This is a genomic window from Azospirillum fermentarium, from assembly GCF_025961205.1.
Lineage (GTDB): Bacteria > Pseudomonadota > Alphaproteobacteria > Azospirillales > Azospirillaceae > Azospirillum > Azospirillum fermentarium.
In genome coordinates, this window is record NZ_JAOQNH010000001.1 from 1,273,760 (window position 1) to 1,290,177 (window position 16,418).

Below are 16,418 nucleotides of genomic sequence, written 5' to 3' on the forward strand. Positions count from 1 at the left end.
ATCGTTGCCAAAGAAGCGATGGTTTCCGGTGCGCGGTAACCCTGCACCGGGGTTGTTTTTTGTCACACGCGGCAGAGCCGCCACAGCCCGGACGGGGTACCCCGCAGCGGATGAAATGACGCAACTGATAATGACTCGCAATTTGAGCGGGGCTTTGCTACAGTGGCGTCAGACAATGAACCGGGGGGAAACAACGTCATGCGCAGCATGCCGGCCTGGACCGTAAGCGATCTGATGGAAGGGGAACGGGCGATCCTGGGGGCCGTCCGCCTGTGGTTCCGCATGGGGACCGGGCGGGGGCTTCCGGGCATCCGCACCGCCATCCGCGGGGTTGGCGCCCCGGACGAGGTGCTGCTGCCGCTGTTCGCCCTGCTGGGCGTTCTGGCCAGCGACGCCGCCCGGCGCCCGCGCATCCTGGGCCCCGGCGACCCGGCGGTGGGGGAGGACGAAGCCGCCCTGCTGGAAGCGCTGGGCGCCATCCAGCATGGGGACGAGGATGCGGCGGCCACCGGCTTCGACCGCTGGCTGCCGCTGGTGGCGCTGTGCGTGGCGATGGCCTCGGCGCGGGAGACCGGGCGCATCCTGGCGGCGGCGGGGGTGTTCCTGCCCGACCGTGCCGCGCGGATGGTGCCTCTGATGGCGGCGGAATAACAACCAATCCAACCGCCGCAGCCGAAACGGGCCGCCCTCCATCCGGGGCGGCCCGTTTTGCTTGGGTGGGTTCCGGCTTGGGTGGGTTCCAAGGGCCGCCGGCCCTTGGCCGGGATGCGCGAAGGGCGGGCCGCCCTTCGCCAGCGCACGGGCGCTCAGAAATTGCTGCGCAGCACGCCGCCGCCGCGGCCCACCTTGGTCCAGTCCTTGGCGAAAAAGGCGAAGTCGCGGGACGGGTGGCCGTAGAGGTAGCCCTGGGCCATGCCCACCCCCAGATCCTCCAGCAGCTTGGCGTGTTCGGGCACTTCCACCTGTTCGCCGATGAGCTTCAGGCCCAACTGCCGGCAGACATCGACCATGGAGCGCAGCATGGCCATGTCGCGGGTGTTGTTCAGCGCGCCGCGGACGAAGCTGCCGTCGATCTTGGCGAAATCCACCTGCAGCCCGTAGAGCGACTGGAACGAGGTGGCACCGGAGCCCACGTCGTCCAGACAGATGCGCAGGCCCTTGGCCCGCAGCTTCTGCAACACCTCGTTCAGGCGGGCGATGTCGGTGACCACCACGGTTTCCGTCACCTCGATCAGCAGCTTCTTCGCCAGCACCCCGTATTCCTCGGTCACCGCGTGGAACTGGTTGAGGAACAGGGGGCTCATCAGCGTCTTGGCCGAGAGGTTGATGGCCACGTCGGGCAGCTTGGGTTCCTTGTGGTAGGCCTTCAGCGTGTCCAGCACCGACTGGCACAGCAGCAGGTCGAAGTCGTAGATCAGCCCCACATCCTCGGCGAACGCGATGAAATCGGCGGGCGAGGGCATGCCGTCCACGCGGGTCAGCGCCTCCAGGTGATGGATCGACTGGGAGGACAGATCGACGATGGGCTGATAGACGACGAAGAAGGCGCGCTTTTCGATGGTGGCGCGCAGCCGCCCGATGCGGTTCACGGCGTCCGACAGCATGCGCTGGGCGCCGTCCTCCAGGCTGGCGATGGTGAATTCGCCGCTCTGGGCGGAGGCGAAGGCCTGGACCGTGTAGACCAGGGCGCGGGCGGCGTCGGCGGCGTCCAGCGACGATTCCGCCATGTCCAGCGACCAGGTGCGGATGCCCTCGCTCAACTCGCCGCCGGCGCTGCGCACGATCTGGGAGATGTGGTCCTGCACCTCCTCGCTCTGGATATCGGCGTTGTGGACGACGCCGTAGCGGTCGGGGGCGAGCTGGCCGGCGCTGTCGCCGTCGGCGGAGATGCCGCGCAGATAGGCGTCGATGCCTTCGCGCACCTCTTCCGCGGCCCCGGCGGGCAACTCCTCGATCATGGCCTGGAGGCCCTCGACCAGCAGCAGGGTCAGGCCGTTGTCCAGCCCCTTTTCCCGCGCCTGGACGATGCGTTCCTCCAGGATGTTGATGAAGCCGTGGGTGTCGAGAAGCCCGTGCTTGGCCGCCGCCGCCAGGGGGGCGGTGTCGGGGCGCAGCCGCGGGGTGGAGGTCAGCAGAATGGTCAGAAACAGCGAGCCGGGGCAGGATTCCAGCCGGCACCCGCCCAGCAACGCCTGGAACGGCACCCCGTCGTAGCCGGAAAAGGTGACGCGGGCGGGCTTGATGCGGGTCTTTTCCGCGATGCGGGCCAGCAGCACCTGAACATATTTGCGGTCGGTCTGGGCCACCAGATCCAGAAGGTTGGTGCCGATCAGCCCCGCCACCTCCCCCCGGGTCAGGCGGCAGCGGGCACCGGCGGTGAACAGGATGCTTCCGTGGTGGTTGGTTTCGATCAGCAGGTCGGCGGCGGCGAAGGCAAAACCGACGAAGCGGTCGCGGTCACGCATGGTGGCGGCCTGCGGACGGAGGGGGGCCGGCGGCGGTGAGCGGGGTGCATCACCGGGGCGTGCCGATGTGGGGCGGTCCGGGCTGCGGGCGGCACGGTTCGCCATGCCGGGCGCGGGAGCCAGATTCTTGAAACTTTCCGACATGCGCCCTGCGAAAAGAAAAGTTCATCCAGCGATAATCTTGTCCGCCGGTGCATGTATAATAGCTTTGAATTGAATTTGACGAAAGCACCTTCATCCTTATGTCACGCCATTTTGAGCGACAAACAGCGTAAACAACGATTAGCAATTGGATTCTTCGCGGCAGACTGACGCACACCGCCCTGCCGTATGTGCCGCAGATGAATGCCGGAGTATTACCGGCGGCGGTCCGGTTACCGGTGGGCTGGGCGCAAACGGTTGACATGGCCCATCTTCCGGCCCGGCCGTGCTTCCGTCTTCCCGTAAAGGTGGAGGCGGGCGCCGGACTCGGCCAGGATCTCCGGCCAGCGCAGCACGTCGTCGCCGATCAGGTTCTCCATCTCCGCCGGGGCGATGATGTCCACGGATCCCAACGGCAGATTGCAGACGGCGCGCACCAGCTGTTCGAACTGACAGGTGGCGCAGGCGTCCATGGTCCAGTGGCCGGAATTGTGCGGGCGGGGGGCCATTTCGTTCACCAGCACGCCGCCGCCGGGGGTGACGAACATCTCCACCGCCAGCAGCCCTTCCACCCCCAGCGCCTCGGCCAGGGCGCAGGCCACGCGCTGGGCCTCGGCGGCGGTGGCGGGGGGGACGCCGGCGGGGGCGGTGGTGCGGTCCAGGATGCCGTTCTTGTGGCGGTTCTCCACCACCGGGAACGGGCGCATCGCGCCGTCGGGGCGGCGGGCGACGATGACCGACACCTCGCAGGCGAAATCGACGAAACCCTCGACGATGCTCTCCACCCCGCCGACGGCGGCCCAGGCGGCGGCCGGGTCGCTGTCCGGCCCCAGCACCGCCTGACCCTTGCCGTCATAGCCCAGGCGGTTGGATTTCAGGATGCAGCGCGGCCCGATCTCGGCCATGGCGCGGGCCACGTCGTCCGCGCCGGTGGCGGCGCGCCAGGGGGCGGTGCCGATGCCCAGCCGGTTGGCGAAGCTCTTTTCCGCCACGCGGTCCTGGGTCACCGCCAGCACCCCGGCGCCGGGGCGCACCGGCACCCGTTCATCGAGGAAGGCGACGGTGGGAACGGGGATGTTCTCCCATTCCAGCGTCACCACATCGACGGCGGCGGCAAAGGCCGCCAGCGCGGCCCGGTCGTCCCAGCCGGCGACGGTGGACGCCGCACAGACCTGGGCGCACGGGCTGTCCGCCGCATCGGGGGCGAAGACATGCACGCGGTAGCCCAGCCGGGCGGCGGCCAGCGCCGTCATGCGGCCGAGCTGGCCCGCACCCAGCATGCCGATGGTGGAACCGGGGGGAAGGGCGGCGGGCTGGGTCATGGCGGCTTCGCTGGCAAGAAAGGGGGACAGGGCGAGGAACGGCTTACGCCGGATCGTCCACGGGGGCGCCGGCGACGGCGGCGGTCTGGCGGGTGCGCCAGGCGTCCAGCGCGTCGGCCACCGCGGGGTCCATCAGCGCGATGACCGATCCGGCCAGCAGGGCGGCGTTGATGGCGCCGGCCTTGCCGATGGCCAGCGTGCCCACCGGCACGCCGCCCGGCATCTGCACGATGGACAGCAGGCTGTCCATGCCCTTCAGCGCGTGGCTTTCCACCGGCACGCCGAACACCGGCAGCGGCGTCATGGACGCGGCCATGCCCGGCAGGTGGGCGGCCCCGCCGGCCCCGGCGATGATCACCTTCAGCCCCCGCCCGCGGGCGGAGGTGGCGTAATCGTAAAGCCGCTGGGGCGTGCGGTGGGCCGAGACGATCTTGACCTCGTGCGCGATGCCCAAGGCCGTCAGCGTGTCGGCGGCGTGCTTCATGGTGGTCCAGTCCGACTGGCTGCCCATGATGATCCCGACGACGGGCGGCACGGCGGTGGAGGGGGCGGTTTCAGGCGAAGCGGACATGACGCGGCGTTCCCACGCGGCTGCGGAAAGCCGGGCATTATAGGGGCCGCGCGGCGCGAGTCCAGGGATGCGATACGGGATTCCCGCATCGCACCGCGGGGGCCCCCTACCGCAGCATCGTTTCCAGCCGGTCCAGGGCCTGATCCAGCCGGTCCAGGCTGGTGGCGTAGCACAGGCGCAGCGCCCCCTCGCCAGCCGTGCCGAAGGCGATGCCGGGGGCCAGACCCACCGCCGCCTCGTCCACCACCCGGCGGGCCAGCGCCACGCTGTCCGGCTCCCCATCCACGGAGAAGAAGGCGTAGAAGGCGCCGGCGGCGGGCGTGGCCGTCACCCGCGGCAGGCGGGCCAGGGCGGCGAACACCCGGTCCCGCGCCGCGGTGCAGCGGGCACGGGTCTCGGCGATGAACGGTTCCCCATGCTCCAGGGCGGCGACGCCGGCAAGCTGGATGAAGGCGGGGGTGCCGCTGGTGGAATACTGCACCAGATTCTCCAGGACCGGCAGCAGGCGCGCCGGGGCCACCATCCACCCCAGCCGCCAGCCGGTCATGGCCCAGTTCTTGGAGAAGCTGTTGACCACGATCAGCCGGTCGTCCGGCCCGGACACCTGCAGGAACGACGGGGCCGCCACGGCCTCGGCATAGACCAGCCGGCCATACACCTCGTCCGCGATCACCCACAGGCCGCGGGCGCGGGCGAACTCCATCACGCGGGTCATGTCCTCCCGCCCCATCACCCAGCCGGTGGGGTTGTTGGGAGAGTTGACGAAGATGGCGCGGGTGCGCGGGCCGCAGGCGGCGAACAGCCGGTCCAGGTCCAGCGACCACCCGGCCGCTGCCCGGTCCAGCGCCACCGGCACCGGGCGGCCCCCCATGACCAGCACGGCGGCGTTGATGTTGGGCCAGACGGGGGAGACGATCACCACCTCGTCGCCGGGATCCACCAGCGCTTGCACCGCCATCATGATGGCGGTCATGCCCGAGGAGGTGACGGTGATCCGCTCCACCGCCACGTCCGTACCGTAGGTCCGGCCCAGATAGGCGGCCAGCGCCTGGCGCAGCACCGGCAGCCCCGCCTGATAGGTGTAGAAGACGTGGCCGTCGCGGATGGCCTGGGCCGCCGTTTCCCCCACGATGGGCGGGTTGGGCACGTCGCCCTCGCCGAACCACAGGGGGATCAGCCCGTCGCGGTGGCGTCCGTAATCGGCGATGCGGGCGATGGGGCTGGCGGGCAGGGCGGCGATGCCGGGGCGCAGGTCATCCAGCAGGGGCGAGGGCGGGTGCGTCATCGGGGGATCGGCTCCACGGGGCTGGGTCGGAGGCGGGGGGGAAAGTGTAGGGGAGGGACGCGCCATCACCCACCGCCCGGCGCGCTGGACAGCCCCCCATTGCCGGCATACCTGTTGTTTTTCCGCGGCTTGGCGCCGATGCGGCCACAGTCCCCCCGAGGAGGTTTCCCCATGCCACCGGCCATCCCCCCTTTCGACGCCATCGCCTTCGACGGGGACGACACGCTCTGGCACAACGAATCGCTGTTCTCCATGACGCAGGAGCGGTTCCGCGCCCTGATCACCGCCCATGCCGGCGGCCTGCCGGCGGAGGATCTGGACCGGCGCCTGCTGGAGGCGGAGACGCGGAACCTCAAATACTTCGGCTACGGCATCAAGGGCTTCGTCCTGTCCATGATCGAAACCGCGGTGGAGGTGACCGAAGGCGCCATCCCCGCCCACGACATCCGCGCGCTGATCGACTTCGGCAAGGCCATGCTGGAGCATCCGGTCCACCTGCTGGACGGGGTGGCCGAGGTGGTGACGGCGCTGGCCGCGGACCGGCCCCTGCTGCTCATCACCAAGGGCGATCTGTTCGACCAGGAAAGCAAGGTGGCCCGCTCCGGCCTCGCCGCCCATTTCCGCGCGGTGGAGGTGGTGTCGGAAAAGGATCCCGCCACCTATGCCCGCGTGCTGGCCCGCCACGGCGTGGCGCCGGAGCGGTTTCTGATGGTGGGGAATTCGGTGAAGTCCGACATCCTGCCGGTGCTGGCGCTGGGCGGGCAGGCGGTCCACATTCCCTATCATCTGACCTGGGCGCATGAGGTGGCCGAGGCCCCCGCCGCGGGGTACCGCCGGCTGGACAGCCTGCACGGCCTGCCGGATCTGCTGGCCGGCTGGATCTGACGGCACCCCGCAAAACAAGGCCTTGAGTCTGGCGATCCTGATGCCGGGGGCGGATGGGGCCGGCGGCCCCCGGCCCATCCCGCAACGTCTGGTGTTCGTCACCCGCAACCGCTATGAATCGGCGGACGGAGTGGTGTTCGTCCGCACCTGAACCAGCGCCCCTGGCGCCTGGAGCCGTGCACACGGCAAAAGGTGGTATCGTGAGATCCATGACGGCGTCGTCATCGTCACCCACGACGGCGGGAGGCCGTGGCGGTTGCGGCCCGGTGACCGTTTCGTCATCGAACCCGGCTTTTCCGGCATGGGGGAGGGGGAAGATCACCATCAAATCGATTTTGGACAATTTCCAGCACAATATTCAGAGCAATGGCGATTGTGAAAGGTGATGGAGTGATCATAAAAGGATGGTTCGGGATCGGGGGGGTGGTTTTCCTTCAGATTGCCATGTTCGCCGCGGTGATCGTTCTGGTCGGGATACAGGGCTGGGACGATGGCGCCATTACCCTTGCCTATTCCAAGACATTTGCCACCACCGGTCAGATCGCAATCACGCCGCATTCTGAACAGGCGGAGGGGTTTTCTTCGGTATCCTGGTTTTTGCTGAATGCTGGGATAGCCCTTTTTCAGCCCAGCTTCGAGAGGGCGATCCTGGCGTCCCAGGTTCTGGCGGCAGGATTTTTCTGTCTTTCGACGTTAATGCTGTGGGCGTTGGGGCAGGCCCTGAAGATTGACAGGGTTACGGTTCTCTTGATGGCGGCAGTCTATGCGACGATCGGTCCGTCGGTTCAGGAGGCTGCCAATGGAATGGAGATGTCACTCCTGACCTTTACCGGCCTTGTGATTATTTACTTTCTTTACTTTCGACTGAATATCGCTGTCGTTTTGATCTCTGCCGCCGTCTTCCTGCTCACGCGTTTTGAAGCTATGGTGTATTATGAATTTATTGTATTCCCATTGATTTTCGATCGGCGGAGAAAGCTGTTTCTGAGCCTTGCGCTTTACGGGGTGGCGGTTGTCGGTGTTCAGGAATGGGTGCGTCTGGCCGTATTTGCCGATCTCTTCCCCAACACCATCTATGCCAAGTTGCATCCGCCTTATCTGAAGTCCGGCCTGTACGCGCTGGCCTCCAGGGTCATGGCGGGAACCGAGATGCTGCGGATCCTGCCGCTGGTGTTTCTCGCGACCCTGTTTCTGATTGTGTATAGGCTGGATGATCTGCGCACGAATCGCCACGGAGGCCGCCCGGTGGCACGCGCCATCGTCGTGCTGTTCTCACCCATCGCCGGCGTTCTGCTGTTCAACACCATGATCGGCATGAGCTGGGGTTACAGCGGCCGGATGCAAACGCTCGCGCTTCCTCTCATCATTCTTGTATGCGGTCTTCTGTTTGATGCTGCGTGTGGGGCGCTTGCCAGAAAATACATGTTCGCCACAGTTGTGCTGTCTGGACTGACGGTCTTGGGGAGCTGGTATGTGAGTGCCAACAGCGTGTTGCTTCAGGGTTTTTCCGCCCTTGCCGCCCGTACGTCCGCCGATGCGGAGCTATTCGGGGTTACGCCGGCCTCTTATCGTCTCACGGGTCTTGCCGTCGATCGAATCCGCCAGCTCACGGGCAAGGCGGTCATCACGTTCCTGACCCCCGATGTGGGTGGTCTGGGACTTTGCTGTTCAAATATTCGTATCATAGATCTTGGTTTACTGACCAGCCGGACCCTCGCGAAACACGGGTATGCCGCGCTCCATGATGTTATGCTCGCCGAACAGCCGGATGTGATAGAGGTTCATCAAACATGGGCTTTGAATTCTAATATTTATAATCTTCCGATTTTTAGAGAAAATTACCAATCCTTGATTGTCGATGGCACGCGTCTTTATGTCCATCGGCAACTGGCTCAGACTTTGATGAACGAGAAAAATGCCTCGCTATGCACTTTCAATGAAGAAAAGTGCCGGAGCGATGCCTTGGAATTGCATCGTTATGCCCCTGGCTCAACCCGGCGGGATGACGTTGAATTTATGAAAGATGGGTATTACATCGCTGTTACCCGTGCGCAGTAAAATTTATTATCTTCCCAGGAAGACGCCTGGAGGGCGAGAAACGTCCACATCGGCATCCCTGGACCGTTCTGGTTCTGGTTCTGGTTCTGGCGCGGGGACATGGCCGGTTCACCCTTGCGCCGAGGAAGGACGACAACGGAGAAGCATGCCATGAGTCTGGTGATCCTGACACCGGGAGAGGATGAGGCCGGCGGCCCCGACCCGTCCCGCATCGTCCGCGGCGCCCCGGTGTTCACCACCCGCAACGGCTATGAGTCGGCGGACGGCAAACGATTCGCCGGCACCTGGACCAGCACGCCCGGCGCCTGGCGCATCGCCTACGACGAATGGGAGTATTGCGAGATCCAGGCCGGCGACAGCATCGTCACCCACGACGACGGGCGGTCGTGGCGGTTGCGGCCCGGCGACCGTTTCGTCATCGAACCCGGCTTTTCCGGCGTGTGGGAGGTGGTGGAAACCACCACCAAATCCTATGTGGTAATCCTGCCCTGATGCCGCCGCTTTTCCGGTGTCACGTCGGGCCAGCCGCCCCCCGGGGCGTCTGGTTGGAAAGAGATCCTAAGGTAGGGACACGAAAATGAAGAAGATCATGGCCGTTTCGTCGGTGGTGTTCGCCCTGGGCCTGGCCGGCTGCCAGACCGGCGGCACCGGCATGGGCACCAAGGAAACCGTGGGAACCCTGGGTGGGGCGGTGGCCGGCGGCCTGCTGGGATCGCAGATCGGCGGCGGCACGGGCAAGCTGGTGGCGACCGGCGTCGGCACGCTGCTGGGCGCCTATCTCGGCAACCAGCTCGGCTCGTCGCTCGACCGTGCCGATCAGACCTATGCCACCCAGGCGGAGCAGCGCGCCTACAGTGCCCCCATCGGCCAGCCGATCACCTGGAACAACCCGCAGTCGGGCAATTCCGGCACCGTGGTGCCGGTGCGCGACGGCACCATGGCCAACGGCAGCTACTGCCGCGAATTCCAGACCACCATCGTGGTCGGCGGCAAGAGCGAACGGGCCATGGGAACCGCCTGCCGCCAGCCGGACGGTTCGTGGAAGATCGTGCAGTAACGGGACGTCCGCACGATAATCGTGCAGGCGTTGCCGGGCCGCAGCCTTATATTGCATTACGGCGCGGTCCGGCGGTTCCCGTGGCGGTGGCCGGGGGCTTGTGTTATACGCCGGGCAATGGTTTTCCCCGCTTCCGAGTCATACGATGGCCAAGCGTCAGTACACCCGCGCCGAGGTCAAGGAACTTCTGGGCGCCCTTGAGCGCCAATGCCGCGAGGCCGCCAAACTGGCCCAACTGGCCGAGCACGAAGCCAGCAAGCATTCCTTCGGTGCCTACCGCGAATTCCGCGACAAGGTGGGCGAATTCCAGGCCCTGGTGATTCTGATCGAACAGCGTTTGCGCAATCTGGCCGACGGGCGGTCCGACGACCTGCGCGAACAGTTCGAACGGCTGGACACGGTGATGCTGGCGCTGCTGGTGCGGGCCAGCATGCGGTTCTTCTTCGTGCTGTCGGCCAACCCGATTCTGCCCATGGGCGCGCGCGAGATCTTCATGGCCGAGCTGCGCAGCCTTCACGATGCCCATGAAAAGCTGCGCCGGCCCAATTACGCCGGCAAGCTGGGGACGGAGCTGGAGCGGGATCTGGAAACCGCGTCCATGATCCTGGAAGAGATCATCGACAAGGCCCCCAGCCTGCTGAACTTCAAGGGGGCGGCGGGGCTGGAGAAGATGTGAGCCCCGCCTGCGCCGTGCCTTCTACCGCGCCGCCACCCGTTCGGGCACGGCGGCGTCGGCCCCGCTCAACAGGGCGGTGCCGGGATGGCGGACCCAGGCGGCGATGTCGTCGATGACCACCGCCCCTTTCCGATCCCGCAGCAGCATGTGATAGCCGTCCGGGTACAGCCCCACCGTGTGCTTGGGGTGGGTGCGGAAGGTTTCGATGGCCCGCTCCACCGGCTCGGGCGGCAAAACCTCCTCATGCGCGCCATAGAGCACCAGGGCCGGGACCGTGATCCGGCCGCAACTGGCCAGCGCCTCGTCCATCAGGTCGGTCAGCCCGTGCAGGGCGTCCACCCGGCTGCCCTTGATGACCAGCGGGTCGCGGGACAGGGCGCGCAGCATCTCGATGTTGTCGGACGGGCGGATGTTGAGCTCCTTCGGCGCCGTCACCGTCATGCCGGGAAGCAGGTTGTAGCTGAGCCACAGGGCCATCCGCGGGAAGAACCCCATGGTGTCGCGGCCCCACACCGCCGGGGCCACCAGGATGGCGCCGTCCACCGCGGGGGCGCCGGGGCGGCCCAGCGCGGCCAGCACCACCGCCCCACCCATGCTTTCCCCCATCAGGTACAGCGGCACGCCGGGGTGGCGGGCGCGGACCAGGGCCGTGGCGGTGCGCAGGTCGCCCACCAGCGTGTCGGCCCCCGCCCAGACACCGGGATCGCGGGTGGACCCGAACCCCCGCTGGTCATAGGCATAGGTGACGATGCCCGACTGGGCCAGCCGCCGGGCTGCCCCGTCGAAGGCGTTGGAATAGTCGTTGTAGCCGTGGAGCGCCAGGATCACCGCCGTGGGCCTGGCCGTGCCGGCGGGCACCCAGGCGCGGGTGGGCAGGCGGTAGCCGTCGGCGGTGACGATGGCCTGATCGGTGAGTGCGGGCGGGGTTTCCGCCACCCCCATCGGCTGGTAGCGGGTGGAGCAGGCCGCCAGCACCAGAACGGCGGCCAGCCCCAGAAGAAAGCGTGCGAAACCGAACCGTCCGGCGGCGTGGTGCCGCCGCCGGTCCCTATGCTGCGTCATGCGCCCCGCCCGTCAGTTGCAGGAAAATATCTTCCAGATCCGATTCCTCGGTGGTCAGGTCGGTGATGGTCAGGCCCGCCGCCGACACCGCCGCCAGGATGGCATCGACCCGCTGCCGGCTGGGCTGATAGCGGATGGTGACGTGGCGGGGGTCGGCCAGTTCGGCGGTGAAGCCGGCCAGCGCGTCCGGCACCGCCGTCAGGTCGCGGTCGGTCTGGATGGTCAGTGCCTTGGCGTCGATGCGGCGCAGAAGCTGACGGGTCGGCTCGCACGCCACCACCGTGCCGCGGTCGATGATGGCGATGGTGTCGCACAGCTCTTCCGCTTCCTGCAGGTAATGGGTGGTCAGCAGCACGGTGGTGCCGGCGGCGTTCAGGGCGCGCACATGGTCCCACAGCTGCCGGCGCAATTCGATGTCCACCCCGGCGGTGGGTTCGTCCAGCACCAGCACGGGCGGGGTGTGCACCATGGCCTTGGCCACCATCAGCCGCCGCTTCATGCCGCCCGACAGCGTGCGGGCATAGGCGTTGGCCTTGTCCGCCAGCCCCACCGCCTGCAGCAGGGCGGCGGTGCGGCGCTGGGATTTCGGCACCCCGAACAGCCCCGCCTGCAGCTCCAGCAGCTCGAAGGGCGTGAAGAAGGGGTCCATGTTCAACTCTTGCGGCACCACGCCGATGGACGCGCGGGCCTGGCGCGGGCGGGCGTCGATGTCGGTGCCCCAGATCGCCACGCTGCCGGACGTCTTGTTGACCAGCCCGGCCATGATGTTGATGAGCGTGGACTTGCCCGCCCCGTTCGGCCCCAGAAGCCCGAACACCGATCCGCGCGGGATCGCCAGGTCGATGCCGGTCAGCGCCGTCTTGGGCGGCATGCGGGACGATCCGCGGTAGGTCTTGGTCAGGCCGCGGATCTCGACGGCATAGGCGGGCAGGGTGGAGGCTGCGGGCGGGGACATCTCGTGGTCGGCCATGGCGTTCCCAGGGGTCTTCAGGGGATGTTCGGAGACGAAGAACCATATATTTCCGGCCTGCCCCCGTGCGAGGGCCATTGAACCCGGACGCACGATCGGTATCATCCCGCCCCATCCGGCGCCATCCTAGACGATGGGCCGACCATCCCGCATGAGACAAAAGGGGGAATGCCTGCCATGCAGCCCAACGACACCACCTCCACCGACATCATCGAAGTGGAAACCCCGACGGTCGGCTGCGACGGTGGCGGCGGCTCGCTCGGCCACCCCACGGTCTATCTGACCCTGGAAAAGAGCGGCCGAGTCGAGTGCCCCTATTGCTCCCGCGTGTTCACGCTGAAGGCCGGTGCCGCCGTCGGCGGTCACGGACACTGAGCCTGCGCCCGCCGCCCGCCGGCAGGGGCCGGCGGCGGCGGTTTCGCGGCGGGTGGAGTGGCCTGCTCCTTTGACGTGTAAAATCTGTGTTATGAATCAATGACTTTTTCGATATCGGCCAGACGAAATATGACCAGCCATGACCTAAGGGCAGAGGCGGCGTGCAGGAATGCCGCGGGGGTCGCTTAATATTTTCCTTTCTTTGATGAAAATTTTGCAACACAGTCCTTGACCACTGCCTCGCCCCCGCCGTTAAATTCTTTACTGCGGCGCAACGGAGAGGTGGCCATATGGTCATTGGGTCCAGGTTCGCAAAATGCTGTTTGCCGAAGGCATGTACGTGGCATCGGAAGGTGGCCGGACCATGAGCCACGAAACCGAAGAGCAGTACCGCAGCATTTTCGAAAATGCCGTCGAGGGCATTTATCAGACCACGATCGACGGGCGGTACATCCGCGTCAATCCTGCCCTGGCCCGTATCTACGGCTACACCGACCCCCATGATCTGGTCCAGAACCTGACGGATATTGCCGGTCAGCTCTATGTGGACCCCGGCCGGCGCGAAGCCTTCGCCCACCTGATGGAAAGCCAGGGGGTGGTGCACAGTTTCGAGGCGCGGGTGTTCCGCCGCGACGGCACCGTCATCTGGATCTCGGAAAACGCGCGCTGCGTGCGCGATGCCGCCGGCAACATCCGTTTCTACGAAGGCACCGTCCAGGACATCACCGAACGCAAGCAGCACGAGGAGAAGATCCGGCTGCTGGCCACCGTCTTCGCGTCGGTGGCCGACGGTATCCTGATCGTCGATCAGGCTCTGCGGGTGCAGGCGGTCAACCCGGCCTATCTCGCCATCGGCGGGTACGAGACGGAGGAGCTGGTGGGGCAGCCGCTGGTGCTGTTCCAGCCCGGCGCCCACGAGCGCACCTTCATCGAGGCCATCTGGGACACCGCGTCCCACACCGGCCGGTGGCAGGGGGAGGTGGCGAGCTTCCGCCGCACGGGCGAAAGCTTTGCCGCCCAGTTGTCGGTCACCGCCGTGACCTCGCCGTCGGGGCATCTGGAACATTACGTCCTGACCATCGCCGACATCAGCCAGCGCAAATTCCAGGAACACCAGATCCGCTATCAGGCCAGCTTCGACCGGCTGACCGACCTGCCCAACCGCTGGCTGGCCTGCGAGCGGCTGGAAGAGGCGATCCTGCGCACCCAGCGCGGGCCGACCAAGGTGGCGGTGGCCTTCATCGACCTCAACCGCTTCAAGCAGGTGAACGACACGCTGGGCCATCAGGCCGGCGACGAGCTGCTGAAGCTGGTGGCCCGGCGCCTGCGCAACTGCACCCGCGTGTCGGACACGGTGGGCCGGCTGGGCGGCGACGAGTTCCTGGTGGTCGCCCCCGACGCCGCCGACCGCAAGGCCGGCTCGCGGCTGGCGGAAAAAATCCTCTATTCCATGAGCGAACCGTTCACGGTCCATGGGCAGGAGATCTATTGCGGCGCCTCGGTGGGCATCGCCTTCTACCCCGACGACGGGGATTCGGCGGACCAGCTTCTGCGCAACGCCGATCTGGCCATGTACCACGCCAAGCGCAATCCGGGCCGGCGCTGGGTGGAATACGACCACACCATGCGCGACCGCACCGGATACCATCTCAATCTGGAAAGCGACCTGCGCCGCGCCATCGGCACCGACGAATTCGAGCTGTTCTATCAGCCCAAGGTGCGGATGCCCCAGCGCACCATCATCGGGGCGGAGGCGCTGATCCGCTGGCGCCATCCGGTGCGCGGCCTCGTTTCCCCGGCGGAGTTCATTCCGCTGGCCGAGGACACGGGCCTGATCTGGGACATCGGCGCCTGGACGCTGCAGACCGCCGCCCGCGCGCTGGCCAAATGGCGGCGGGAAGGGCTGGAGGTGGGCGTGGTGTCGGTCAACCTGTCGCCCCGCCAGTTCCAGGACGCCCGTCTGGTGGGCTTCGTCCGCTCGGTGATCGAATCCTCGGGCGTGCCGCCGGAACTGGTGGAACTGGAGTTGACCGAAGGCGCCATGATCGGCGACATCGAAAAGGCTGTGGGGCTGCTGAACGGGCTGAAGGACATCGGTGTGCGGCTGTCCATCGACGATTTCGGCACCGGCTATTCGTCGCTGGCGTACCTGAAGCGCTTCCCCATCGACACGCTGAAGATCGACCGCAGCTTCGTGCGCGACATCGTGAAGTCGCCCACCGACCCGGCCATCGTCCACACCATCGTCAATCTGGCCGAAAGCCTGGGCTTCGCCACCATCGCCGAGGGGGTGGAGACGCTGGATCAGGCCGACATGCTGGCCCGCCAGCGCTGCCGCAACATCCAGGGCTATCTCATCAGCCGCCCGCTGGAGCAGTCGGCCTTCGAAGCCTTCGTCCGCCAGCATCAGTCATCCTGCGCCACGGAAGTGGCGTAGTAAAAAAGGCGTTCCAGCTCCCCCTAAGACGAGCCTAGGCTCTGTGGACAAAGGTTGGTATCCAAATACGAATAGCGGCGAGCTTGACGAAGGCGATGAAGGAAGAGCGGGTCTTGTCATAACGGGTTGCGACCCGCCTCATCTGTTTGAGTTTGTTGAACATTCTTTCGATTTTGTTGCGAGCCTTGTAGGCCTCCTTGTCAAAAGCGGGCATTGTCTTGCGGGTTGGGTTCGGCTTGATGATCGGACGGATAGCCCGGATCAGCAAATGCTCACGGTTGGCATCGCTATCATAACCGGCATCGGCGAGCAGGGCCTTGGGAGAGGGGATCTCCAGCGGGATTTCCATCAAAGGGATCAATTGCTTGCTGTCGGATGCCTCGCCCCCGGTCACGATGAAGGCCAGGGGCCGCCCGGTCCGATCGCACCGTGCGTGGATCTTGCTCGTAAAGCCGCCGCGCGAACGACCAAATCCCGCCGCGCAGGTCCCCCTTTTGCGCCCGCGGCTTGGCTGTGACCCCGAACCGTCGTGCTATCGACCATCTGATCCTTCCAGTCGTCGGTAATGCCCAACTCGACCAGCGTTTCGAGGATCTCGTCGAAGACCCCTTGGACACACCAGCGCCGGAACCGTCGAAAGATCGAATTCCAGTTTCCATAGCGCTCCGGCAAGTCCCGCCAGGGAATACCAGTACGCAAAACATAGTTTATCCCGTTGAAAAAACGGCGATTGTCATGGGCTGGCCGGCAGCCTCGCCCGCGCTCCGAAGGCAAAAGCGGGCCAATCACCGCCCATTCGCCATCCGATATCTCCCCGCGCTCCATCAAGACCTCCCATCCAAATGAAGTCTTGAATCAGATTCTCCCTCCGTTGGGAAGCCCCTTTGTCCACAGAGCCTAGAGGTTGGCGTCTCATCCCACAGCGGCGATCTTGCTGGGGATGAGGGAGGCGACCATCCGGTTCAGGTCGTCGATACGCTTGGACTGCTCTTCCCCGCGGGCATTCGATGCCACCAGCAGCGGGTACATCATTTTCAGCAGTTCCTTCATCTCGGCGACAGCGGATTCGATCTTTTCGAGCCGGTCGTCGGTGGTCTTGCCCATTGCCGCGGTC

At 66.1% G+C, this 16,418-nt stretch carries 18 protein-coding genes and 1 pseudogene; 10 read left to right on the top strand and 9 right to left on the bottom strand.

Features of this window, described 5'->3' with window-relative positions; translation table 11 throughout:
* Positions 1-198: 198 nt before the first annotated feature.
* The gene (locus M2352_RS06080; RefSeq protein WP_264663600.1) at positions 199-651 is read left to right on the top strand and encodes a hypothetical protein; all 453 of its coding nucleotides are present in this window, start codon (positions 199-201) and stop codon (positions 649-651) included.
* Positions 652-806: 155 nt separating this feature from the next.
* Here M2352_RS06080 and M2352_RS06085 read toward each other — a convergent pair whose 3' ends face one another.
* From M2352_RS06085 to M2352_RS06100, 4 genes are all read right to left on the bottom strand, one after another.
* On the bottom strand, positions 807-2,465 hold the full coding sequence (locus M2352_RS06085) for an EAL domain-containing protein (RefSeq protein WP_264663601.1): 1,659 nt from the start codon (positions 2,463-2,465) through the stop codon (positions 807-809).
* Between the two features lie 374 nt (positions 2,466-2,839).
* Complete coding sequence (locus tag M2352_RS06090) at positions 2,840-3,928, bottom strand: 5-(carboxyamino)imidazole ribonucleotide synthase (protein ID WP_264663602.1); 1,089 nt, start codon at positions 3,926-3,928, stop codon at positions 2,840-2,842.
* A gap of 43 nt (positions 3,929-3,971) precedes the next feature.
* Positions 3,972-4,499, bottom strand: a complete 528-nt coding sequence (gene purE / locus M2352_RS06095) for a 5-(carboxyamino)imidazole ribonucleotide mutase (RefSeq protein WP_264663603.1) — start codon at positions 4,497-4,499, stop codon at positions 3,972-3,974.
* 106 nt (positions 4,500-4,605) lie between these two features.
* Complete coding sequence (locus M2352_RS06100; RefSeq protein WP_264663604.1) at positions 4,606-5,784, bottom strand: pyridoxal phosphate-dependent aminotransferase; 1,179 nt, start codon at positions 5,782-5,784, stop codon at positions 4,606-4,608.
* A gap of 171 nt (positions 5,785-5,955) precedes the next feature.
* On the opposite strand from M2352_RS06100, the gene M2352_RS06105 reads away from it, so the two are divergent.
* The 7 genes and pseudogenes from M2352_RS06105 (at position 5,956) to M2352_RS06130 (ending at position 10,460) form a co-directional block, all read left to right on the top strand.
* Complete coding sequence (locus M2352_RS06105; RefSeq protein WP_264663605.1) at positions 5,956-6,669, top strand: HAD family hydrolase; 714 nt, start codon at positions 5,956-5,958, stop codon at positions 6,667-6,669.
* A 22-nt stretch (positions 6,670-6,691) separates the two neighbouring features.
* Positions 6,692-6,820: a hypothetical protein gene (locus M2352_RS06110; protein ID WP_264663606.1), complete on the top strand. Its 129-nt coding sequence runs from the start codon at positions 6,692-6,694 to the stop codon at positions 6,818-6,820.
* Positions 6,821-6,838: 18 nt separating this feature from the next.
* Positions 6,839-7,048 (top strand): annotated as a pseudogene (locus M2352_RS26570) (cupin domain-containing protein); the annotation flags it as partial.
* Positions 7,036-8,727: a hypothetical protein gene (locus M2352_RS06115; RefSeq protein ID WP_264663607.1), complete on the top strand. Its 1,692-nt coding sequence runs from the start codon at positions 7,036-7,038 to the stop codon at positions 8,725-8,727. The pseudogene M2352_RS26570 and the gene M2352_RS06115, both read left to right, overlap by 13 nt.
* A gap of 150 nt (positions 8,728-8,877) precedes the next feature.
* On the top strand, positions 8,878-9,219 hold the full coding sequence (locus tag M2352_RS06120) for a cupin domain-containing protein (protein ID WP_264663608.1): 342 nt from the start codon (positions 8,878-8,880) through the stop codon (positions 9,217-9,219).
* Positions 9,220-9,304: 85 nt separating this feature from the next.
* Complete coding sequence (locus M2352_RS06125) at positions 9,305-9,784, top strand: RT0821/Lpp0805 family surface protein (protein WP_264663609.1); 480 nt, start codon at positions 9,305-9,307, stop codon at positions 9,782-9,784.
* A gap of 145 nt (positions 9,785-9,929) precedes the next feature.
* A complete protein-coding gene (locus M2352_RS06130; RefSeq protein WP_264663610.1) occupies positions 9,930-10,460 on the top strand; it encodes a hypothetical protein in 531 nt (176 codons plus the stop codon).
* A 21-nt stretch (positions 10,461-10,481) separates the two neighbouring features.
* On the opposite strand, the gene M2352_RS06135 is transcribed toward M2352_RS06130, so the two are convergent.
* Entirely contained in the window at positions 10,482-11,522 is a 1,041-nt protein-coding gene (locus tag M2352_RS06135) for an alpha/beta hydrolase (protein ID WP_264663611.1), read from the bottom strand.
* Positions 11,509-12,492, bottom strand: a complete 984-nt coding sequence (locus tag M2352_RS06140; protein WP_264663612.1) for an ABC transporter ATP-binding protein — start codon at positions 12,490-12,492, stop codon at positions 11,509-11,511. Before M2352_RS06140 ends, M2352_RS06135 begins: the two co-directional genes overlap by 14 nt.
* Positions 12,493-12,669: 177 nt before the next feature.
* Between M2352_RS06140 and M2352_RS06145 the strand changes: the two genes are divergently transcribed.
* Both M2352_RS06145 and M2352_RS06150 read left to right on the top strand, forming a co-directional pair.
* Positions 12,670-12,867: a zinc-finger domain-containing protein gene (locus M2352_RS06145; protein ID WP_406567231.1), complete on the top strand. Its 198-nt coding sequence runs from the start codon at positions 12,670-12,672 to the stop codon at positions 12,865-12,867.
* A gap of 364 nt (positions 12,868-13,231) precedes the next feature.
* A complete protein-coding gene (locus M2352_RS06150; RefSeq protein ID WP_264663614.1) occupies positions 13,232-15,304 on the top strand; it encodes a putative bifunctional diguanylate cyclase/phosphodiesterase in 2,073 nt (690 codons plus the stop codon).
* A gap of 34 nt (positions 15,305-15,338) precedes the next feature.
* Here the strand turns inward: M2352_RS06150 and M2352_RS06155 are convergent, their stop codons facing one another.
* The 3 genes from M2352_RS06155 to M2352_RS06165 form a co-directional block, all read right to left on the bottom strand.
* Positions 15,339-15,743: an IS5 family transposase gene (locus M2352_RS06155; RefSeq protein WP_406567259.1), complete on the bottom strand. Its 405-nt coding sequence runs from the start codon at positions 15,741-15,743 to the stop codon at positions 15,339-15,341.
* Positions 15,695-16,129 carry an IS5 family transposase gene (locus M2352_RS06160; RefSeq protein ID WP_264663615.1) on the bottom strand — a complete coding sequence of 145 codons (435 nt, stop codon included), beginning with the start codon at positions 16,127-16,129 and terminating at the stop codon, positions 15,695-15,697. Before M2352_RS06160 ends, M2352_RS06155 begins: the two co-directional genes overlap by 49 nt.
* An 87-nt stretch (positions 16,130-16,216) precedes the next feature.
* Positions 16,217-16,408 (bottom strand): hypothetical protein, encoded by a 192-nt coding sequence (locus M2352_RS06165; RefSeq protein WP_264663616.1) that lies wholly within the window; start codon positions 16,406-16,408, stop codon positions 16,217-16,219.
* Positions 16,409-16,418: the final 10 nt, after the last annotated feature.